Source organism: Sneathiella aquimaris (genome assembly GCF_026409565.1).
Lineage (GTDB): Bacteria > Pseudomonadota > Alphaproteobacteria > Sneathiellales > Sneathiellaceae > Sneathiella > Sneathiella aquimaris.
In genome coordinates this window covers 2,172,564-2,193,092 of sequence record NZ_CP112881.1, presented here as the reverse complement: position 1 = coordinate 2,193,092, position 20,529 = coordinate 2,172,564, and the positions used below count along the sequence as shown (strand labels likewise).

The 20,529-nt window shown below is 48.7% G+C and carries 19 protein-coding genes; 15 read left to right on the top strand and 4 right to left on the bottom strand.

Features of this window, described 5'->3' with window-relative positions:
* Window positions 1–1,887 (bottom strand): peptidylprolyl isomerase, encoded by a 1,887-nt coding sequence (locus OIR97_RS10400; protein ID WP_169545566.1) that lies wholly within the window; start codon window positions 1,885–1,887, stop codon window positions 1–3.
* Between the two features lie 194 nt (window positions 1,888–2,081).
* Here OIR97_RS10400 and tpiA point away from each other — a divergent pair, with 194 nt between their 5' ends.
* From tpiA to OIR97_RS10340, 12 genes are all read left to right on the top strand, one after another.
* Complete coding sequence (gene tpiA / locus OIR97_RS10395) at window positions 2,082–2,840, top strand: triose-phosphate isomerase (RefSeq protein WP_169545565.1); 759 nt, start codon at window positions 2,082–2,084, stop codon at window positions 2,838–2,840.
* 117 nt (window positions 2,841–2,957) lie between these two features.
* Window positions 2,958–3,284, top strand: coding sequence for a preprotein translocase subunit SecG (gene secG, locus OIR97_RS10390; RefSeq protein WP_169545564.1), 327 nt, complete (start codon window positions 2,958–2,960; stop codon window positions 3,282–3,284).
* Between the two features lie 81 nt (window positions 3,285–3,365).
* Window positions 3,366–4,997 (top strand): CTP synthase, encoded by a 1,632-nt coding sequence (locus tag OIR97_RS10385; protein WP_169545563.1) that lies wholly within the window; start codon window positions 3,366–3,368, stop codon window positions 4,995–4,997.
* Between the two features lie 22 nt (window positions 4,998–5,019).
* Window positions 5,020–5,850, top strand: coding sequence for a 3-deoxy-8-phosphooctulonate synthase (kdsA, locus tag OIR97_RS10380; protein ID WP_169545562.1), 831 nt, complete (start codon window positions 5,020–5,022; stop codon window positions 5,848–5,850).
* A gap of 39 nt (window positions 5,851–5,889) precedes the next feature.
* A complete protein-coding gene (gene eno, locus OIR97_RS10375; protein WP_169545561.1) occupies window positions 5,890–7,161 on the top strand; it encodes a phosphopyruvate hydratase in 1,272 nt (423 codons plus the stop codon).
* A gap of 261 nt (window positions 7,162–7,422) precedes the next feature.
* Window positions 7,423–7,737 carry an FtsB family cell division protein gene (locus OIR97_RS10370; protein WP_169545560.1) on the top strand — a complete coding sequence of 105 codons (315 nt, stop codon included), beginning with the start codon at window positions 7,423–7,425 and terminating at the stop codon, window positions 7,735–7,737.
* A gap of 298 nt (window positions 7,738–8,035) precedes the next feature.
* Window positions 8,036–9,034, top strand: coding sequence for a pyruvate dehydrogenase (acetyl-transferring) E1 component subunit alpha (pdhA, locus tag OIR97_RS10365; protein ID WP_169545559.1), 999 nt, complete (start codon window positions 8,036–8,038; stop codon window positions 9,032–9,034).
* Window positions 9,035–9,066: 32 nt separating this feature from the next.
* Window positions 9,067–10,470: a pyruvate dehydrogenase complex E1 component subunit beta gene (locus OIR97_RS10360; RefSeq protein ID WP_169545558.1), complete on the top strand. Its 1,404-nt coding sequence runs from the start codon at window positions 9,067–9,069 to the stop codon at window positions 10,468–10,470.
* 11 nt (window positions 10,471–10,481) lie between these two features.
* Window positions 10,482–11,813: a pyruvate dehydrogenase complex dihydrolipoamide acetyltransferase gene (locus OIR97_RS10355; RefSeq protein WP_169545557.1), complete on the top strand. Its 1,332-nt coding sequence runs from the start codon at window positions 10,482–10,484 to the stop codon at window positions 11,811–11,813.
* Window positions 11,814–11,827: 14 nt separating this feature from the next.
* Complete coding sequence (gene lpdA / locus OIR97_RS10350; protein WP_169545556.1) at window positions 11,828–13,228, top strand: dihydrolipoyl dehydrogenase; 1,401 nt, start codon at window positions 11,828–11,830, stop codon at window positions 13,226–13,228.
* Window positions 13,229–13,286: 58 nt separating this feature from the next.
* Complete coding sequence (gene lipA, locus OIR97_RS10345) at window positions 13,287–14,237, top strand: lipoyl synthase (protein WP_169545555.1); 951 nt, start codon at window positions 13,287–13,289, stop codon at window positions 14,235–14,237.
* Between the two features lie 33 nt (window positions 14,238–14,270).
* Window positions 14,271–14,702: a type II toxin-antitoxin system RatA family toxin gene (locus OIR97_RS10340; protein WP_169545554.1), complete on the top strand. Its 432-nt coding sequence runs from the start codon at window positions 14,271–14,273 to the stop codon at window positions 14,700–14,702.
* Window positions 14,703–14,738: 36 nt separating this feature from the next.
* Here the strand turns inward: OIR97_RS10340 and OIR97_RS10335 are convergent, their stop codons facing one another.
* From OIR97_RS10335 to OIR97_RS10325, 3 genes are read right to left on the bottom strand one after another with little or no spacing between them, the layout of a single operon-like run.
* The gene (locus OIR97_RS10335) at window positions 14,739–15,236 is read right to left on the bottom strand and encodes a CinA family protein (RefSeq protein ID WP_169545553.1); all 498 of its coding nucleotides are present in this window, start codon (window positions 15,234–15,236) and stop codon (window positions 14,739–14,741) included.
* Window positions 15,236–15,712 carry a phosphatidylglycerophosphatase A family protein gene (locus OIR97_RS10330; protein WP_169545552.1) on the bottom strand — a complete coding sequence of 159 codons (477 nt, stop codon included), beginning with the start codon at window positions 15,710–15,712 and terminating at the stop codon, window positions 15,236–15,238. The genes OIR97_RS10335 and OIR97_RS10330 overlap by 1 nt, the downstream gene beginning before the upstream one ends.
* On the bottom strand, window positions 15,709–16,851 hold the full coding sequence (locus OIR97_RS10325; RefSeq protein ID WP_169545551.1) for a bifunctional 2-C-methyl-D-erythritol 4-phosphate cytidylyltransferase/2-C-methyl-D-erythritol 2,4-cyclodiphosphate synthase: 1,143 nt from the start codon (window positions 16,849–16,851) through the stop codon (window positions 15,709–15,711). The genes OIR97_RS10330 and OIR97_RS10325 overlap by 4 nt, the downstream gene beginning before the upstream one ends.
* A 127-nt stretch (window positions 16,852–16,978) precedes the next feature.
* Here OIR97_RS10325 and dusB point away from each other — a divergent pair, with 127 nt between their 5' ends.
* The 3 genes from dusB to ntrC are packed head-to-tail and all read left to right on the top strand — an operon-like array spanning window position 16,979 to window position 20,520.
* Window positions 16,979–17,968, top strand: a complete 990-nt coding sequence (gene dusB / locus OIR97_RS10320) for a tRNA dihydrouridine synthase DusB (RefSeq protein WP_169545550.1) — start codon at window positions 16,979–16,981, stop codon at window positions 17,966–17,968.
* On the top strand, window positions 17,968–19,068 hold the full coding sequence (locus tag OIR97_RS10315; RefSeq protein WP_169545549.1) for a two-component system sensor histidine kinase NtrB: 1,101 nt from the start codon (window positions 17,968–17,970) through the stop codon (window positions 19,066–19,068). Before dusB ends, OIR97_RS10315 begins: the two co-directional genes overlap by 1 nt.
* A gap of 3 nt (window positions 19,069–19,071) precedes the next feature.
* Window positions 19,072–20,520 carry a nitrogen regulation protein NR(I) gene (gene ntrC / locus OIR97_RS10310; RefSeq protein WP_169545548.1) on the top strand — a complete coding sequence of 483 codons (1,449 nt, stop codon included), beginning with the start codon at window positions 19,072–19,074 and terminating at the stop codon, window positions 20,518–20,520.
* Window positions 20,521–20,529 lie beyond the last annotated feature (9 nt).

Genomic DNA, 20,529 nt, shown 5'->3' with positions numbered 1-20,529 from the left:
CTAGATATAATCCTGAATGAGAGCTTCTTTAACAGAAACACCGATGGTTTTTTCCAAGTGAGATTGATATTGGCTTGAAATATCCTGCTGAATGCTTTGCTGAATTTGTTGTGTCAGCGCGGCAATACTTTCTTTGGAAGTGGATTTGTCCGCTGGAACAATTTCCTTCAGACCGAATACAACAAAGCCATTGCCTGCAGCGTTCGCTGCTGTCGCATATTCATTGTCAGATAAATCAAACAAACTTTTAACCGCATCCTGAGATAACGATTGGATAGGGGAGGCGCGATAGGTTGGCGGTGTCGTGCCCACCGTTTTGTTCAAAGAACCTGCCAATTTCTCCAGCGAGCTGCCGCCTTTGAGTTCCTCAAGAAGGGCATCCGCGCGTTTTTGATTTTCCGTGTGACGCCATCTGGCCTGCCAGGCTTCAGTGGCTTCCGTTTTGACTTCGGCCAATGGGCGCAACGCTGCGGCTTTAATTTCAACGACATCAACCGCAAAGTAAGTACCGTTGGTTGCCTCTGAAATATCGGTTTCATCGCCAACCTGTTTTGAGAAGGCTGTTGACAGGAACGCGGGAGCTGACGGTAGGTTCGGGACGGGTTGGCCGGCCTGATTTTTTCCGTCCTGTGAAATCCAGTCAGTGACGTTCAGCTTGATCCCAGCAGATTCAGCTGCTTCTGCGATTGACGCTCCGCCAGCAAATTCATCTTCCAATGCTGTTGCTTTTTCAAAAACGACAGATGCAGCTTTACGCAGGGCAATGTCATTTGTAAGCTGGTCGGTAACTTCTTCCAGGGTTTTTGTATTTTCTTCAACAATGTTGGACACTTTAACCAGATGCCAGCCAAGATCTGTTTTAACAGGGGCTGTTACGGCATTTAGTTCTAAAGAGAATACTGCATCCTGAAGTGCTTCGAAAAGATCGGTTTTGGAAACTTCTCCCAAGTCGATATCTTCAACAGTAAGCTGCAATTCCTTTTTGGCAACGTCCGCAAAATCACCACCAGAGGCAATTGCGAAAGACGCTGCATCAGCCAACTCTTTGTTTGGGAAAATCATTTGAAGGATAGTACGCTTTTCAGGCACATTAAATTCACTCAGACGGCCATTATATTCTTCCTGAATTTCTTCTGCGGAGACTTCGATGCCTTCTTTGAACGCTTCGGGTGTAAGCGTAATATATGAAACTTTCCGAAATTCAGGTGCCGTATAGGCGGCAGGGTTTTCTTTTACAAACGCGGCCAGCACATCCTCTGTTGGAGTTGGCGCATTTTCAATAGTGCTATCCAGAAGTTCGATATAATTTGCGCTGCGTTTTTCCGCTGCATAACCATGCAGGGTATCAATCAGAATAGAAGGAGCAACATTCTCGGCCGAAGCAAGAGTGTTGGCCAGTTGGCGACGCTTGATATCGGCTCTCAGGATTTCAACATATTCGGCTTCCGAATATCCGTTCTGACGTAGAACTTCCTGAAAACGAAACCGATCAAAGGCACCGGCGCTGTTTTTAAACGCAGGCCCATTTTTGATTTCATTCAGGACAATGTCGTCGCCCACATTTAACCCAAGCTGATTGACCCGTTCTTTTTCAAGTAAGGTTCGGCTGAGATTAAGGATTGTCGATTGCACGACACCAAACTGCTGTGCCTGTTCCGGTGTGATGCGGCGACCAACATATTGTGAAATGGTATTGATGCGATTTTGATACTCCCTGCGGAATTCTCCAATCGTGACAGTCTGATCGCCAACTTCAATGACATCTGCACCAACAGAACTTCCCAACATATCGCTGCCAATGCCCCAAACGGCAAAACTGGCAACAAGAAGGACTAATAAACCTTTGGCGAGCCATCCACCGGCCCCTTTACGCATCGAATGCAGCATGATCAACCATCTATCGCATAATATAAAATTTGAACTGCCCTTTATATAGGGGCAGCGGGGCGACATGATAGGGGCTTGAAGTGTCCCGCGTAAACATAGAATTTTGTAAAGCGGTATCTTTATTGAAAAAAAAGTGGCATATGGTCAAAAAAGAGAGATATGAAAGACCAATACACACTAAACTGTGAGGGAAAATGAGCTCGTCATTGCGTCCGCTAATTGCCGGTAACTGGAAGATGAATGGTTTGAAGCGTGAATCAGCCGAAGAACTGAAATCGTTGATACATAAAGCAAGCGAACAAAACTCGGTTGGGTGTGACATTTTGATATGCCCGCCTGCGACTTTGGTCGCGTCGATGGCCGAGCTGGCAAACGGCTCGCCGGTTTCTATTGGTGGGCAGGATTGTCACGCAAATGAAAAAGGGGCCCATACGGGTGATACAAGTGCGCAGATGCTAAAAGATGCCGGCGCAGACTATGTTCTTGTCGGGCATTCCGAGCGACGCACGGATCATGATGAAAGCAATGAAAAGGTAAAAGCCAAGGCAGAAGCGGCCTTGAAAGCCGGTCTGATTGCTGTTGTTTGTGTTGGTGAAACATTGCAAGAGCGGGAAAGCGGCCAGACTTTATCTGTTATTTCAGATCAGGTTTCCCGGTCATTACCGGCGGGCGGAACTGCTGAAAATCTTGTGATTGCGTATGAACCTGTTTGGGCCATAGGGACAGGAAAAACCCCAACGGTCGAAGATGTTGCTGACGTTCATGCGCATATTCGGAATGATCTGCAGGCGTTGTTAAAAGACGCCGATGGTGTTCGGCTATTGTATGGTGGCTCTGTCAAGGGAAGCAACGCGGCCGAGTTGATGAACGTTGCCCATGTAAACGGAGCTTTGGTAGGTGGTGCCAGCCTGAAGGCCGAAGACTTCTGGCCAATTGTTGAAACCGTTCTTTAAAGCGATTATTTATAGAGTTTAAGCTGGTAATCGGTTTGGCTTTGGTGTAGAAGCCCACCAACTGTTATTGATATTTTGGATGCGATATTATCGCATTAGTCCGGGAATAATTGGATCATGGAAACTATCCTGCTGGTCGTTCATGTTTTGATCGCTGTCTTTTTGATCGGCGTCGTATTGCTTCAGCGCTCTGAAGGGGGTGCTTTGGGAATTGGCGGCGGCGGTGGCGGCGGTGGCGGCGGTGTTATGACCGGTCGCGGGGCTGCGAACCTTTTGACACGGACAACAGCGATCCTGGCGGCGGCTTTTTTTGGGACCAGTATTTTGCTTGCAGTCCTGAGTGGAAACCACGCAGCACCGACATCCATCCTTGATCAACCTACAGATAGTGCACCGGCAGCGCCGGCGGTTCCGCAAGAACCTTCAGCACCGATTTCCAACTAGATGGAAAAAAAATCACGAGGCGGCGAGTTGGCCGCCTCTTTTACTTCACGACGTAACAAATTTCAGATATAGTATAATTCCATGGCTCGGTTTATTTTCGTTACCGGTGGTGTGGTTTCCTCTCTTGGCAAAGGACTTGCCGGGGCAGCACTTGCTTCCCTGTTGCAGGCTCGTGGCTACAAAGTAAGAATGAGGAAGCTGGACCCATATATCAATGTCGATCCCGGCACTATGAACCCCTATGAACACGGGGAATGTTACGTAACCGATGATGGGGCTGAAACAGACCTCGACCTCGGTCACTACGAACGCTTTACAGGTGTGGCTTCCAAACAGAGTGACAATGTCACGACTGGACGGATTTATCAGACCGTTATTCGCAAGGAACGCCGAGGGGATTATCTCGGTGGTACAGTTCAGGTTATTCCTCACATTACAAATGCCATTAAAGAATTCGCAACAGCGGATATCGGTGATGAAGATTTTGTTCTGGTGGAAATTGGCGGAACCGTTGGTGATATTGAAAGCCTTCCATTTATGGAGGCTATTCGCCAGCTGGGCAATGAGTTGCGGAATAACGCGATTTTTATTCACCTGACACTTGTCCCTTATATTGCGGCAGCCGGCGAGCTTAAAACCAAGCCGACCCAGCACTCTGTTAAAGAATTGCGGTCAATTGGCATTCAGCCGGATATTTTGCTGTGTCGCAGTGAAATGCCGATCCCGGAAGGGCAGCGGGCGAAGATTGGTCAGTTCTGTAATGTACCGCCAGAAGCCGTTATTCAGGCGTTGGATGTCAGAACAATCTATGAAGTGCCGCTTAGCTACCACCATGAGGGGTTTGATGCGGCTGTCTTGAATGCGTTTGGCATTACGGATGCACCAGATCCAGATTTGTCCAAGTGGGAAGAAATTGTTGATCGCAGTATCAACCCCGAGGGCGAGGTTAATATCGCAGTTGTCGGTAAATATATTGAACTGCAGGACGCCTATAAATCTCTGACGGAATCCTTGACCCATGGCGGTATCGCCAACAAGGTCAAGGTCAATATCGACTGGATTGAATCAGAAGAGTTTGAAAAAGATCGGGACAGTGTCGCGGATCGTTTTTCTGGCGTTCATGCCATTCTGGTTCCTGGCGGTTTTGGTGAACGGGGCGCAGAAGGTAAAATCCGGGCCGTAACTTATGCGCGGGAAAACAAAATTCCGTATTTTGGTATTTGTTATGGCATGCAGATGGCGGTGATCGAAGGGTGCCGAAATCTGGCTGATATGCCTCATGCAGGCACGTCCGAATTTGGCGACTTTGATCCGAACGTTGTCGGTATTATGACTGAATGGACAAAAGGCAATAAAACTGAAACCAGATCTGCGGATGGTGATTTGGGCGGTACGATGCGTTTAGGGTCGTATCCGTGTGATCTGATTCCAGGGTCCAAGGTTCATGAAATTTATGGGCAGGATCGTATCGATGAACGTCATCGACATCGCTATGAAGTGAATATTGCCTATAAGGAAGTGCTGGAAAAAGTCGGGTACAAGTTCTCTGGATTGTCGCCGCATGGTGATTTGCCTGAAATCGTTGAAATCCCGGATCATCCTTGGTTTATTGGTGTTCAGTTCCATCCAGAATTGAAGTCTAAACCCTTTGATCCACATCCACTCTTTAAGAGTTTTGTAAAAGCTGCTCTGGATCATTCCAGACTGGTCTAAGACGTCGAAAACAGGACATATCATGACAAAACAGCATCACATCAAGATCGGTAAATTCGAGGTTGGGAATGATCTGCCGCTGACAATCATTGCCGGACCTTGTCAGATGGAAAGTGCTGAACACGCCATGGACATGGCGGGTCAGTTGCATGAAATGACCCAAGAGCTTGGGATCGGCCTCGTCTATAAATCTTCGTTCGACAAGGCCAACCGGTCTTCCATTCATTCAAAGCGGGGAATGGGGCTGGACGGGGCGTTACCGGTTTTTGAACAGGTGCAGAAAGAATTTGGTATTCCTGTTCTGACAGATGTTCATGAGCCCGGCCAATGTGCTGAAGTCGCGACCGTTGTTGACGTTCTGCAAATCCCGGCTTTTTTGTGCCGGCAGACAGATTTGCTCGTTGCCGCGGCAAAGACCGGACGGGTGGTTAATGTTAAAAAAGGGCAGTTTCTGGCACCTTGGGACATGAAAAATGTAGTTGTCAAAATGCAGGAAAGTGGCAATGAACAAATCCTGTTGACCGAACGCGGCGCCAGTTTTGGCTATAATACGTTGGTGAGTGATATGCGGAGCCTGCCAATTATGGCCGAAACAGGATATCCGGTGGTTTTTGATGCAACCCACTCTGTTCAGCAGCCCGGCGGTCAAGGGGCGACCACGGGCGGTAAGAGGGAATATGTTCCTGTGCTGGCTCGTGCGGCGGTTTCGGTTGGCGTGGCAATGGTGTTCATGGAAACCCATCAGGACCCGGACAACGCCCCCTCAGATGGCCCGAACATGGTTCCAATTCAGGAAATGCGGAACTTGCTACAAACACTTCAGGCTTTTGATGCCCTCGCCAAAAATCTCTGATTTTACTTCTCAGACACTGATAACAGGAACTCCTATAAAATGAGCGCTATTCTTGACATTATCGGCCGTGAAATTCTTGACAGTCGCGGCAATCCGACCGTTGAAGTTGATGTACTCCTTGATACCGGCGCCTTTGGCCGGGCTGCTGTTCCTTCAGGAGCGTCCACAGGGGCTCATGAAGCTGTTGAACTGCGCGACGGCGGTGATCGCTACAAGGGTAAAGGTGTTCTCAAGGCGGTAGATGCCGTTAATGGTGAAATCTTTGATGCGATTTCTGGCATGGATGCAGACAGCCAGATTGCGATCGACCGTATCATGATGGAGCTGGACGGCACACAGAACAAAAGCCGTTTGGGCGCGAACGCAATTCTCGGGGTTTCCATGGCGCTTGCAAAAGCAGCAGCCGAAGATACCGGCCTGCCATTGTATCGTTATATCGGCGGGGCTTCTGCGCGTACGCTTCCAGTTCCGATGATGAATATCATCAATGGCGGAGAACATGCCGATAATCCGATCGATGTTCAGGAATTCATGATCATGCCGGTTTCTGCCGGAAATATCCGCGAAGCGGTTCGCATGGGTTCTGAAATTTTTCATACTTTGAAAAAACAGCTGAGCGATGCTGGTCATAATACCAATGTTGGTGATGAAGGCGGTTTTGCCCCCAATATCGGTGGTACGCGCGATGCGCTTGATTTCATTATGAAATCTATCGAAGTCGCCGGGTACAAGCCAGGGGAAGATATTTACCTCGCTCTGGATTCAGCGTCTACAGAGTTTTACAAAGACGGCCAGTATCACCTGAAAGGAGAGGGCAAAGTTCTCTCAGCCGGCGAAATGGTTGATTATTACGCAGCGCTTGTCGGTGACTACCCGATTATCTCTATCGAAGATGGTATGTCTGAAGATGACTGGGATGGCTGGAAGCTCTTAACAGATAAGATCGGTGATAAAGTTCAACTGGTCGGGGATGATCTTTTCGTGACGAACCCTGTGCGTCTGGCGGACGGTATTGAAAAAGGAGTGGCCAATTCAATTCTGGTGAAAGTCAATCAGATTGGCACCCTGACCGAGACGCTGGAAGCTGTGGAAATGGCCCATAAAGCCAGCTACTCAGCCGTCATGTCCCATCGTTCGGGTGAAACCGAAGATGCCACAATTGCTGATCTGGCCGTTGCGACCAATTGCGGACAGATTAAAACGGGCAGCCTTGCCCGGTCAGACCGGTTGGCTAAATACAATCAATTGATCCGGATTGAAGAAGCCCTGGGGGCGTCCGCTGAATATGCTGGCCGTTCCATCTTGAAATAGACTTTCTTGTTAAAATCCTATTGAAGGAAGGCGGGGTTTCCCGCCTTTTTTTATGGATGCATGAACCCATTCGATTTCACAAAACCTGTCCTTTCATCTTTATTGTAAACGGATGCTATGGCGGATAGGTGGGCTTCGGTTTTCCTTTGAAATATCGCTTATTTGTCTTGAATGACCACACTTTTGCGCCGCTTTTGAAATATTCGCTGAAATAATCGAATAAACATTGACCCTTATGAAATAATTTGATTCATTAAGAATATGAGCATTAGTTACGAAATTGGCAAAAGACTAAAAGCAGGGGCGGGTCCTATTCTGGGACTGCTGACAATCTGCTATTTTAGTTACCACCTGATCGAAGGCGATCGGGGGCTATTCTCCTACCTGAAATTACAGATGGAAATCCAGAAAGCGGAAGCCGAATTTCAAATTACGGAACTTGAAAAAGAAAAGCTGGAAAATCGGGTCAAACTTCTTGATCCAGAGAATCTGGATTTGGATATGCTGGAAGAACGAGCTCGAGAGGTTCTGGGCCTCGCCCATCCGGATGAGCTGGTTATATACACCGAAAAATAAGTTACATTCGGAACTTCTGATAGGAAGTTGCTTTTCTCACCCGCAATAAAGAATAAATATTTCAAAAAACATCTCTGAAAGTATCTTCTTGTTACGATATTTTGCATATCGAAAGAAAAGCTGCATTTTTACATTGCTTTGCAGCATTTTTAACCGAAATAACTATAATTTAGTTAATTACGCAGAATTTCTTGTTTATTAAGATATTTGTTGCCACATTTAGTCATTATTCGACGCGCAGGAACTTATTCGGCGCCTAAATTATAAAACAGACCAAATTTGTCTAGAGGGAGAGATCATGGCGCGCAAAGCCACTACCGCCCGGAGTAAGTCCACCAAAGTGGATAAAGAACAGGTCAAAAAATTCTACACAGATATGTTGCTGATCCGACGCTTTGAAGAAAAAGCAGGCCAGATATATGGAATGGGCCTGATCGGCGGCTTCTGTCATTTGTATATCGGGCAGGAAGCTGTTGTGGTTGGTATGCAGTCAGCCATCAATCCAGATGATGCCGTTATTACATCCTATCGGGATCATGGACATATGCTGGCCTGTGGAATGGATCCAAAGGGCGTCATGGCAGAATTGACGGGCCGTGAAGGGGGATATTCCCGGGGTAAAGGCGGTTCCATGCATATGTTCTCCAAGGAAAAGAACTTTTATGGCGGACATGGTATTGTGGGTGCGTGCGTTCCTTTGGGAACGGGGCTTGCCTTCAGTCAGAAATATGATGACACGGACAATGTGACCCTTTGTTATATGGGGGACGGCACTGTTAATCAGGGTCAGGTCTATGAAAGCTTCAACATGGCCGAGTTGTGGACCCTTCCGGTTATTTATATCATCGAAAACAATGAATATGCCATGGGAACTTCGGTCAAACGGGCCTCAGCGCAAACGGAACTTTTCCGTCGCGGTGAAAGTTTCAATGTACCGGGTGAACAGGTAGACGGCATGGATGTCTTTGCTGTTGCAGAAGCGGGCCGCAAGGCCGTTGAATGGGCACGCAGTGGCAAAGGTCCTTATATTCTGGAAATGAAAACCTATCGCTATCGCGGGCATTCCATGTCTGATCCGGCGAAATATCGCTCTAAAGAAGAAGTGAACAAAAAACGGGCTGAAAGCGATCCCATCGAACGGGTTCGGGAAAAACTGTTGAACGACAAGGTTTATACGGAAGATGAATTGAAGGAAATTGATCGGGACGTAAAAGCAATTGTTGCCAAAGCAGTAGAGTTTGCGCAGGAAAGTCCGGAACCTCATCCGGATGAACTGATGACTGATATCGTAGCCTAAGCACAGAGCAATTCGAATTAAGAGGGTATCTAATGCCAACAGAAATTTTAATGCCGGCTCTGTCGCCGACCATGACTGAAGGAAAACTTGCTCGCTGGAATGTGAGTGAGGGGGATACTGTCGCCTCTGGTGACGTCCTGGCAGAGATCGAAACAGATAAAGCGACGATGGAAGTGGAAGCCGTTGATGAAGGCACTGTCGGAAAAATTCTGATTGATGCAGACACGGACAATGTCGCAGTGAACACACCGATCGCTCTTTTACTGGAAGAGGGAGAGGATAAAAGTGCTTTGGACGGATATTCATCCGAAGCGCCGGAAGCGACCTCCAAAAGTGCAGAGAACGATGACGATGGCGGCAGCGACAATCAAGACGATCGTTCGTCTTCTGTTGTTATCGAAAGCTCGGGCGATGCTTATGATGCCAGTGGAGAAATCCCTGAAGGCACTGAAATGGTCAAAATGAGTGTTCGAGAAGCACTCAGGGATGCCATGGCCGAAGAAATGCGAAGCAATGACCGCGTTTTTGTCATGGGCGAAGAGGTTGCTGAATATCAAGGGGCCTATAAAGTAACGCAAGGTTTGCTTGATGAGTTCGGTGCCCGCCGCGTGATCGATACGCCGATTACTGAGCATGGTTTTGCCGGTATTGGTGTGGGTGCGGCCTTTCACGGTCAACGTCCAATTGTTGAATTTATGACCTTCAACTTTGCCATGCAGGCCATTGATCAGATTGTAAACTCAGCGGCTAAAACCCGATATATGTCGGGTGGTCAGATGTCCAGCCCGATTGTTTTCAGGGGTCCTAATGGCGCGGCTTCACGGGTTGGGGCCCAGCATTCACAGTGTTTTGCGGCCTGGTATGCCCATGTACCCGGTTTGATTGTTGTTGCGCCTCATACCGCTTCAGATGCCAAGGGGCTATTGAAATCAGCAATTCGCGATGAAAATCCAGTAATTTTCCTTGAAAACGAAATTTTGTACGGACAAAGCTTCGATGTTCCGGTTCTGGAAGATTTCACTGTGCCGCTCGGGAAGGCGAAAGTCGCCCGTTCAGGCGATGATGTAACCATCGTTTCATTCGGAATGGGGATGACATATGCCCTTGATGCAGCTGAAAAACTTGCGGCGGACGGCGTAAATGCAGAGGTAATTGATCTGCGTACAATTCGGCCTTTGGATATGGATACAATTCTTGCTTCTGTCCGGAAAACAAATCGCTGTGTAACCGTCGAAGAAGGATGGCCGCAACATGGTGTGGGGGCTGAACTCAGCGCACAAATCATGGAGAAAGCGTTCGATTATCTGGACGCGCCGGTCATTCGGGTAACAGGTAAAGACGTGCCTATGCCTTATGCCGCTAATCTTGAAAAATTGGCCCTGCCGAGTGCGCAGGACGTCATCGATGCGGTGAAAGCCGTCACATATCGTTCTTAAGGGGAAGCCGGATGCCAATTACAATTACAATGCCAGCTCTCTCTCCGACGATGACAGAGGGTAAACTTGCCAACTGGCAGGTTAAAGAAGGGGAAAGTGTTTCTTCAGGGGATGTTTTGGCTGAAATTGAAACAGACAAAGCAACCATGGAAGTGGAAGCGGTCGATGAAGGGGTTCTTGGAAAGATCCTTATTGATGGTGGCACGGACAATGTCGCCGTCAATACACCCATTGCCATCCTGCTTGAGGAAGGGGAGGATCAAAGCGCTCTCGACAATTACTCTCCAGACGGTGCTCCGTCAGCCGGTTCTTCACAAACAGAGGACAAACCCGCCGTGTCCGAAGAAAAACCGGCTTCTGAGAAGCCGATAAAGCAGTCCGGCGGTTCGCCGAACGCCAAAGCCGCCGAAGGCGGTCGTGTTTTTGCGAGCCCTCTGGCGCGGCGCATTGCATCGAATGAAGGGGTTGATGTTGCCGATATTGATGGCACGGGTCCACGAGGACGGGTGATCAAAGCCGATGTGGAAGCCTTTGTGAAGTCAGGGGGAGCCGCTGCCCGTAAGCCGGATGCCAAAGTGGAAGACAGTGCTAAAGCTGGCGGAACAACGGCTCAATCAACGGCTTCTTCGGGGCCTGTTGCAACGACACCGCCGCATGCAGGAGAGCATGAAGAGATTCCGCTCAATGGTATGCGTAAAACAATTGCGAAACGCCTGACCGAAGCCAAGCAAACCATTCCGCATTTCTACCTGACGGTTGAATGTGAACTGGATAATCTGCTTTCCATGCGCAAAGACCTGAACGCACGGGGGGATGATTATAAAATTTCCGTCAATGACTTCGTTATTCGGGCGTCTGCTCTGGCATTGAAAAAACTGCCAGAAGCCAACGCGATCTGGGGCGGTGACAAAATACTGCAATACAAGGATATTGATATCGCTGTTGCGGTTGCAGTTGACGGGGGCTTGATTACCCCGGTTGTCCGCACTGCCGATCAAAAAGGCCTGGCGAGTATTTCAAATGAAATGAAGTCTTTGGCTGGCAAGGCGAAAGACGGAAAACTGATGCCCGAAGAATATCAGGGCGGGTGTTTCTCGATCTCCAACCTTGGAATGTTCGGGATCAAGGAATTCTCCGCTGTGATCAATCCACCGCAATCAGCCATTTTGGCTGTAGGAGCGGGGGAGCAGCGGCCTGTTATCCGGGACGGTGCTGTGGCGGTTGCGACCGTAATGAGCGTGACTTTGTCTTGTGATCACCGGGTTATTGATGGCGCTGTTGGCGCAGAACTTCTTAAATATTTCAAAGGCTATATCGAAGAACCTTTGACAATGATGCTTTAAAGAGGACGGCACAAATGGCAGAAACAAATTTTGATTTGGTCGTCATCGGTACAGGCCCGGGCGGCTATGTCGCCGCAATTCGGGGCGCACAGTTGGGCCTCAAGACTGCGGTTATTGAACGGGAACATTTTGGCGGTATTTGCTTGAACTGGGGTTGTATTCCGACGAAAGCGCTTTTAAGAACCGCAGAAGTTTATCGCAACATTCAGCATGCCGAAAGTTATGGCATAAAGGTTGAAAAGGCTTCTGTCGATCTGGACGCCACTGTCAAGCGATCCCGTCAGGTTGCGGCTCAGTTGTCCGGCGGTATTTCCGGTTTGCTGAAAAAAAACAAGATCGCGGTCTTTGAAGGACAGGGGAAAATTGCAGGATCCGGAAAAGTGTCTGTCGAAAAGGACGGAAACAAAACCGTTCTTTCAGCAAAACATACGATCCTTGCCACAGGGGCCCGGGCCCGCAACCTTCCCGGACTGGAGCCGGATAGCAAGCTTATCTGGTCCTATAAAGATGCGTTGGTGCCCGATACAACACCTAAAAAACTTCTGGTGGTTGGTTCCGGCGCAATTGGCATTGAATTTGCCAGCTTCTTTAATGCGCTCGGGTCAGATGTGACAGTTGTCGAGGTCATGGATCGAATTCTGCCGGTCGAAGATGCTGATATTTCGGCACATGCAGAAAAAGCCTTTAAGAAACAGGGGATGACCATAAAAAAGTCAACCAATGTGACAGAACTGAAAAAATCGTCCAAGGACGTAACTGCCACTTTCAAGGATGCCAAGGGCAAAACCAGCACAGACACCTTTGACCGGGTGATCATGGCTGTTGGAATTGTTGGAAATGTAGAAGATATTGGGCTCGAAGGTACGAAGGTAAAAGTTGACCGCAGCCACATTGAGGTGGATGAATTCAGTCGGACAGGCGAGGCGGGTGTTTACGCCATTGGCGACTTGACAGGCCCTCCCTGGCTGGCCCATAAAGCGTCCCATGAGGCAATTATCTGCGTCGAGAAAATTGCGGGCGAAAAAGATGTCCATCCGTTAGTCACAACCAATATTCCCGGCTGTACCTATTGCCACCCACAGGTGGCGTCCGTCGGGCTGACAGAAAAGGCCGCAATTGAAGCTGGTCACGAAGTGAAAGTTGGTCGTTTTCCGTTTATCGGAAATGGTAAAGCCATCGCCCTTGGTGAACCCGAGGGGTTGGTAAAAACCGTATTTGATGCGAAAACAGGGGAACTTATTGGGGCTCATATGATCGGGGCCGAAGTTACAGAGTTGATTCAAGGCTTCGGCATTGCTAAAACCCTCGAAACAACTGAAATCGAACTGATGCATACGGTCTTCCCGCATCCGACGTTATCGGAAATGATGCATGAGTCTGTTCTTGATGCCTACGATAAGGTTATCCATATGTGAGGGAGAGCTTCGTTAAATCGACAGTTTTCCTTCTTTGATCGAGTAAAGTGATATTGCCATGACTGAGAATACTCAAGTTGAAGCACGTGTAAGGCATCCGGAAAAGGCTCACAAGCCTGACAACCCGGTGAAACGCAAGCCGTCCTGGATACGGGTGAAGGCTCCTGTGTCAAAGCAATATCACGAAACCCGCGAATTGATGCGGGGGCTTAATCTTACGACTGTCTGTGAAGAAGCGGCCTGCCCAAATATTGGTGAATGCTGGGCTAAAAAGCATGCGACCATGATGATTATGGGTGAAATCTGCACGCGAGCCTGCGCCTTTTGTAACGTTTCAACGGGCAAACCAAATGCGCTTGATCCGTTTGAGCCATTTAATGTGGCGACAGCCGTTAAAACAATGGGGCTTGAGCATGTGGTGATCACTTCTGTTGACCGGGACGACCTGGCCGATGGCGGGGCACAGCATTTTGCCGAAGTCATTCAGGCCATCCGCGAGACGTCCCCGAACACGACAATCGAAATTCTAACCCCTGATTTCTTGAAAAAAGAGGGTGCGTTGGAAGTGGTCGTCAAAGCAAAACCGGACGTTTTTAATCATAATCTGGAAACGGTTCCAAAATTGTACACAACGGTGCGCCCGGGCGCCCGTTATTTTCATTCTCTTCGATTGTTGCAACAGGTGAAAGAACTGGATCCCACAATCTTCACTAAATCGGGCCTGATGGTCGGTCTTGGCGAAGAAAAAGAAGAAGTTCTGCAAGTGATGGACGATATGCGTGTTGCGGATATCGACTTTATTACCATTGGCCAGTATTTACAGCCGACCGTCAAACATCATGCACTCGATCGTTTTGTAACGCCGGAAGAATTTGGCGTGTATGAACGTCAGGCCTATGCAAAAGGCTTTTTGATGGTATCGTCGTCGCCTCTGACCCGTTCAAGTCATCACGCGGGCGAGGATTTTGCCAAGTTGCGGGCTGCACGTGAAAAAGCTCAGGCTAAGTAATAGTTGAAACGATAAAAACAAGCACGAGTAACCATGCCAACACATGCAGAGCAGCGCGTCTTGCCTCACAGCCCCCAGCAGCTTTTTGATCTGGTGGCTGCGGTCGATAAATATCCGGAATTTCTACCTTGGTGTATTGGCGCGCGCATTAATTCCCGCATTGATGATGTCATCATGGCGGATCTTGTGATCGGCTTTAAGATGTTTCGGGAAAAATTCACGTCCCGCGTAACCCTTGATCAGGAAAATATGCGGATCGATGTGGAATATATGGATGGCCCGTTCAAATATTTGAATAATCACTGGATTTTTGAACCACATCCTGAAGGCTGCAATATCGATTTCTTTGTCGATTTCGAGTTTAAATCCATGCTTCTGCAAAAAACAATTGGAATGCTTTTCAACGAAGCGGTCCAACGTATGATTGCGGCTTTTGAAACCCGGGCAAAAGATCTGTATGGATAATCCGTCTGGTTGTCGGTCTGTTCATTCAAGCCCGATTTAGGATTTCGCTGCCTTCAGCAACATTTCCAGGGCTGTCGTGACGGTTGCGAGGCGGACATTGAGGCGCCCGATATCTCCATAATCCATTTGCCGATGCTCCATCACACCGTCTCGGTTTGCAACGGCCAGATGAACCCGTCCTCCGGGCTTATCCGCGGTTCCGCCAGGTCCAGCAATACCGGTTACCGCTACCGCAATATTTGCGGACGATTTGCGAATTGCACCAAGCGCCATTTCTTTTGCTGTTTGTTCGGCGACTGCACCCACCGCTTTTAAGGTTTCGGCTTTGACCCCTAAAACCTGTATTTTGGCTTTGTTGGTATAGGTGATGAACCCTCTATCAACGACGGCAGAGGACCCCGCGATATCAGTAAGTGCACCCCCAATGAGACCGCCTGTGCAGCTTTCAGCGGTGGCGACATACCATCCTCTTTTTTGGGATTCCTGAATTACATCAGTTGCCAGTTGCGTAATGGCGTCGGAAAAAAGATACATCACAAAACCTGCGTTATTACAAATAGGATCAGGGCGGCACAGATGCCTGCGGCGATATCATCAAACATGACACCAAAAGCGCCTTTAATATGTTTGTCCATCCAGCCGATGGGCCAGGGTTTTAAAATGTCAAAAATCCGAAACAAAACAAAGGCAAAAAGATAATAAAGCGGGTTGGTACCGGCAATCAACAAGGGGATCCATTGACCTGCAACTTCATCAATAACAACTTCGCCCGGATCTGACGCTCCTGTTTTTTTAAGATAGATATCTGTCGAAATCATCCCGATCACAAAGACGAGGCCAATCGCAATCAAAAGTGCCTGATCGCCGAGAAGGGAAAAAATCAGATAACCGAAGGGAAGGGCGGCAAGAGAGCCAATTGTGCCCGGTGCTTTTGGGCTAAGGCCAGTCCAGAACCAGGTTGCCAGGATTGTCGCTGGATGAAACGGAGAAATATTTTTTTGTGATGTCATTCTGGCAACCTGACTGTTGCAATAGCCTGTGCGGCAATGCCTTCTTTACGGCCTGTGAAACCAAGTTTCTCGGTTGTTGTTCCTTTGACTGAAATCCGATCCACATCCAACTGCAGAATTTCGGATATTTTTTCTTTTATGGCGTGTCGGTAAGGCCCGATCCGGGGAGACTCACAAATGATTGTAAGATCAATATTACCGATTTTTCCGCCGCGTTCTGCAATCAGGCTGGCGGCATGTTCAAGGAACTGATCTGATGATGCCCCTTTCCATTGATCATCAGAGGGCGGGAAATGGGTGCCGATATCACCGTCACCGATTGCCCCAAGCAGGGCATCAGTCAATGCATGCAGGGCAACATCAGCATCTGAATGACCTTTTAATCCACGGTCATGCGGTATTTCAACCCCCCCTAACCAAAGGGGCCGACCAGATTCAAAGGCGTGTACATCAAATCCAAGGCCGGTTCGAATGTCCGTTAAATCAGAGCGTGTCATGGCTGAAATATCTTCTGCTGTCGTTATTTTGAAATTATCTGGATCCCCATCAACCCACTGGATTGCGATATCGGCCAGTTCTGCCAGCGTAATATCATCGGTTACAGACTGATCTGCAAAGCGTTCATGCGCTTGCCGAATAGCCGAATAAACAAAACATTGCGGGGTCTGCGCTGCTTTTATCCGGTTGCGATCCAGCGTACCCGTAACACTCTGCCCGTCGATAGTTTTGAGTGTGTCAATCATCGGGACTACTGGAAGAACTGCATCGCTTGTTGCCAGTGCTTCAAGACAACGATCGATAACAGAATGGCTGACAAAAGGGCGTGCGGCGTCATGAATAAGAACGTAATCAGGGTTATGACCGTCGATGGCTCGCAAACCGTTCAGAACAGAGGCCTGACGAGTAGCACCACCAGAAACCCAGGGAAACAGAGACCGGTCCCCTACAGATTTCTGATAAAGATCCTGATCGTTTGGATTGATAATAACCTGCACCCCGTCAATGGACGGATGGGAAAGAAATTTGTCGATGGATCGCGCAAGAAGCGTATCGCCATTAATCTGCAGATATTGCTTTGGGTAGTCCAATCCGGTTCGGGTGCCGCTACCAGCTGCGACTATAAGTGCAAGTGTCTTCATGGCGAGACATTAGGCGGCCTCGCAAGTTGGTTCAATAAAATATTGATCCTTCGATGATTTGGTTGCACTGCACCATAAAAAAGTTTAAACTGCATAAAACTTAGTCAAATTTGGTATTGCACAAAAAATGACCATTCAGCTTGGTGAGATTACATTGGATCATCCTGTTTTGCTGGCTCCTATGGCCGGAATTACAGATGTTCCATTTCGTCGGATTGTGTCTCGTTATGGTGCCGGCCTGGTCTTTTCAGAAATGATTGCCAGTAAGGCAATGGTGGCTGAAACCCGCCGGTCCTTACGTATGGTAAAGGCAGGGGATGGCGAAGGGCCGATGGCTGTTCAGCTCGCCGGTTGTGACCCGCAGATTATGGCGGATGCGGCCAAATTGAACGAAGATCTGGGCGCAAAGATTATTGATATTAATATGGGTTGCCCGGTGAAAAAGGTCACGTCCGGTATGGCGGGATCTTCGCTGATGCGGGATCTTGAGCATGCGGGCAAGATATTGGAAGCGACTGCCAATGCGGTTTCTGTTCCGGTCACGCTTAAAATGAGAACCGGTTGGGATGATGATACCCGAAATGCGCCAGTACTTGCCCGAATTGCAGAAGCGGCGGGCATTAAAATGTTGACGGTACATGGCCGCACGCGATGTCAGTTTTTCAAAGGGCGCGCCGACTGGTCGTTTATTAAACAGGTTAAAGACGCGGTATCCATTCCTGTGATTGCCAACGGGGATATTCAAAGCCCAACAGATGCCCGGACAGCCTTGGCGCAATCCGGGGCCGATGGTGTCATGGTCGGGCGCGGTGCTTATGGTCGCCCCTGGTTTGTCTCGCAAGTATCTGAATTTCTAGCATCCGGTAACGAAGTGAATGATCCTTCTTTTGAAGAACAGGGCGATGTCGTGAAAGAGCATTATGCTGCGATCATCGATTTGTACGGAGAAAGAGTGGGGACCCGCGTGGCCCGCAAACATTTGGGCTGGTATTCTGAGCGGTTGCCGGGCGGAAAAGAATTCAGGGATACCATTATCCGGATGGAAGACTGGCGAGCCGTTCAGGATCAGATCCAAAAATTTTATTCCGGGCTTGCAGAAAATAATAGGGTAGCGTGATGAGTTTTTCCATGGTCAGTGATGAAGCTGTGAGTCCGTTGGCCGTATTGGGGGCTTTGCCAGATCCGATTTTTGTTGTCTGTAAAGACGGATTTATTCCCTATGCCAATCCAGCTGGTGAGGAGTTTTTCTCGTCTTCTGTAAATATATTGAAGAAAACGCCGATTGATAAACTGGTTCCGTTCGGCAGTCCCTTATTGTCCCTTATTGAACAGGTGCGTCATTCCGGGGATCGCGTGTCGGAATATGCTGTTGATCTGGGAACACCCAAGATCGGGATCAAGAATGTCAATATTCAGGTGTCTTCCCTTCATGACAGTGATCAGGTTGTTGTTCAGATTGAAGAACGGACCATGGCGTCGAAAATGGACCGTCAACTGACCCATCGCGGCGCGGCGCGGTCTGTAACCGGAATGGCAACAATGCTGGCGCATGAAGTAAAAAACCCGCTTTCTGGAATTCGAGGATCTGCGCAGCTGCTTGAAATGAATGCGTCAGATGCTGATCGGGCTCTGACCCGGTTGATTTGTGATGAAACAGATCGGATTTGTGCCTTGGTTGATCGGATGGAAGCCTTTTCCGATGATCGACCCATCGAACGCGAAGCCGTGAATATTCATGAAGTCCTTAATCATGTTCGCCTTGTGGCTGAAAACGGATTCGCCAAAAGAGTTACCTTCACTGAAGAGTATGATCCGTCTCTTCCATTTGTATATGGCAACCGGGATCAACTGGTGCAGGTTCTGTTGAACTTGGTGAAAAACGCAACTGAGTCGGTCCCAAGCGATGGCGGCGAGATTATCCTGACGACGGCTTACCGTCCGGGGGTGCGTCTGGCTGTTCCGGGAAACGCCAATCGTATTCAACTTCCGCTGGAGGTTGGTATTCGGGACAATGGTCCCGGAATATCGGACGAATTACTGCCTCATATATTTGATCCGTTTGTGACAACTAAAACAGGTGGAAGCGGCCTTGGGCTTGCGCTTGTTGCCAAGATCGTCGGTGATCACGGCGGTATAATTGAATATGACAACACGACTGAAGGCGCTTGTTTCCATATTCGCCTTCCCATCTATCATATCCCCCAAAAGAAAGAATAAGACATGGTCAGCACAATTTTAGTAGCAGATGACGACCAAGGGATACGGACTGTTCTCGATCAGGCCCTTGGACGCGCAAATTATACTGTTCGTTCCACCAGCAATGCATCCACATTGTATAATTGGGTGTTGGAAGGGGCAGGGGATCTGGTCCTGACCGATGTGGTTATGCCCGATGAAAATGGTCTTGATCTTTTGCCGCGCTTGAAAAAAATTCGCCCGGAATTGCCGATCATTGTCATGAGCGCACAAAATACGTTGCTCACAGCCGTAAAAGCAACAGAGCGGGGCGCTTATGATTATCTACCAAAACCTTTTGACCTGAAAGAGTTGCTTCAGGTTGTCGAGCGGGCATTGTCCAAACCTAAAAAAGTCTCAAAAGGGGGCGGCCTTTGGGAAGGGGATGAAGAAGACGCAAAGATTCCGCTGATCGGGCGCTCAGGCGCCATGCAGGAGATATACAGGGTTCTGGCCCGATTGATGGGAACCGATTTGACGGTCATGATCACCGGTGAAAGCGGAACCGGTAAAGAGCTGGTTGCGCGGGCCCTGCATGAATATGGCAAGCGAAAGAACGGGCCCTTTGTTCCCATTAATATGGGTGCAATTCCAAAAGAATTGATTGAGTCAGAACTCTTTGGTCATGAAAAGGGAGCCTTTACCGGTGCGGACAGTCGGGCCATTGGCCGGTTTGAACAGGCACAGGGAGGAACGCTTTTCCTTGATGAAATTGGTGATATGCCGCTGGACGCACAAACCCGCCTTCTCCGGGTTCTGCAGCAAGGTGAATATACGACGGTTGGTGGCCGGACCGCGCTGAAAACAGATGTTCGGATTATCGCTGCGACCAATCGGGATTTGCGTCAGTTCGTACGTCAGGGACTTTTCCGGGAAGATTTGTTTTACCGGCTTAATGTTGTTCCGTTGCGTTTGCCACCCTTACGTGAACGTGCGGATGATATTCCAGACCTTGTTCGGCATTTTCTGGCAATTACTCAGGACGAAGGGCTGCCTGTTAAAAGTATTGATAATGATGCCCTTGATATCCTGAAAAAACATAAATGGCCGGGTAATGTTCGGGAGTTGGAAAATCTGGTGCAGCGGTTGGTCGCGCTTTACTCAGAAGAAGTGATTGATGCGGAAATTATTGCACAGGAACTGGCACCGGCAAATTCGACCCCTGCGACAGATGTCGTGCCGGATGATGAAAGTCTGGGGGCTGCAGTTGAACGGCATATAGCAAAATACTTTGCCGCCCATCCCGGAAGCTTACCCCCTGCAGGCTTATATGACCGGGTGTTACGCGAAATCGAACGACCCCTGATAATTCTGGCTTTGGATGCGACAAACGGGAACCAGATCAGGACAGCTGATTTGTTGGGTCTCAATCGAAATACTTTAAGAAAAAAGATCAGAGAACTTGATATTCAGGTTGTCCGCGGAGTAAAGTGATGCTTTAAT

Excerpts from the sequence above, each read along its gene's own strand:
- dusB (WP_169545550.1), top strand. The coding sequence starts at position 16,979 with ATGACCATTCAGCTTGGTGAGATTACATTGGATCATCCTGTTTTGCTG.
- OIR97_RS10335 (WP_169545553.1), bottom strand. The coding sequence starts at position 15,236 with ATGTATCTTTTTTCCGACGCCATTACGCAACTGGCAACTGATGTAATT.
- OIR97_RS10370 (WP_169545560.1), top strand. The coding sequence starts at position 7,423 with ATGAGCATTAGTTACGAAATTGGCAAAAGACTAAAAGCAGGGGCGGGT.
- OIR97_RS10325 (WP_169545551.1), bottom strand. The coding sequence starts at position 16,851 with ATGAAGACACTTGCACTTATAGTCGCAGCTGGTAGCGGCACCCGAACC.
- OIR97_RS10315 (WP_169545549.1), top strand. The coding sequence starts at position 17,968 with ATGAGTTTTTCCATGGTCAGTGATGAAGCTGTGAGTCCGTTGGCCGTA.
- ntrC (WP_169545548.1), top strand. The coding sequence starts at position 19,072 with ATGGTCAGCACAATTTTAGTAGCAGATGACGACCAAGGGATACGGACT.
- OIR97_RS10340 (WP_169545554.1), top strand. The coding sequence starts at position 14,271 with ATGCCAACACATGCAGAGCAGCGCGTCTTGCCTCACAGCCCCCAGCAG.
- OIR97_RS10330 (WP_169545552.1), bottom strand. The coding sequence starts at position 15,712 with ATGACATCACAAAAAAATATTTCTCCGTTTCATCCAGCGACAATCCTG.
- pdhA (WP_169545559.1), top strand. The coding sequence starts at position 8,036 with ATGGCGCGCAAAGCCACTACCGCCCGGAGTAAGTCCACCAAAGTGGAT.
- OIR97_RS10400 (WP_169545566.1), bottom strand. The coding sequence starts at position 1,887 with ATGCTGCATTCGATGCGTAAAGGGGCCGGTGGATGGCTCGCCAAAGGT.
- OIR97_RS10355 (WP_169545557.1), top strand. The coding sequence starts at position 10,482 with ATGCCAATTACAATTACAATGCCAGCTCTCTCTCCGACGATGACAGAG.
- lipA (WP_169545555.1), top strand. The coding sequence starts at position 13,287 with ATGACTGAGAATACTCAAGTTGAAGCACGTGTAAGGCATCCGGAAAAG.
- eno (WP_169545561.1), top strand. The coding sequence starts at position 5,890 with ATGAGCGCTATTCTTGACATTATCGGCCGTGAAATTCTTGACAGTCGC.
- secG (WP_169545564.1), top strand. The coding sequence starts at position 2,958 with ATGGAAACTATCCTGCTGGTCGTTCATGTTTTGATCGCTGTCTTTTTG.
- kdsA (WP_169545562.1), top strand. The coding sequence starts at position 5,020 with ATGACAAAACAGCATCACATCAAGATCGGTAAATTCGAGGTTGGGAAT.
- OIR97_RS10385 (WP_169545563.1), top strand. The coding sequence starts at position 3,366 with ATGGCTCGGTTTATTTTCGTTACCGGTGGTGTGGTTTCCTCTCTTGGC.
- lpdA (WP_169545556.1), top strand. The coding sequence starts at position 11,828 with ATGGCAGAAACAAATTTTGATTTGGTCGTCATCGGTACAGGCCCGGGC.
- tpiA (WP_169545565.1), top strand. The coding sequence starts at position 2,082 with ATGAGCTCGTCATTGCGTCCGCTAATTGCCGGTAACTGGAAGATGAAT.
- OIR97_RS10360 (WP_169545558.1), top strand. The coding sequence starts at position 9,067 with ATGCCAACAGAAATTTTAATGCCGGCTCTGTCGCCGACCATGACTGAA.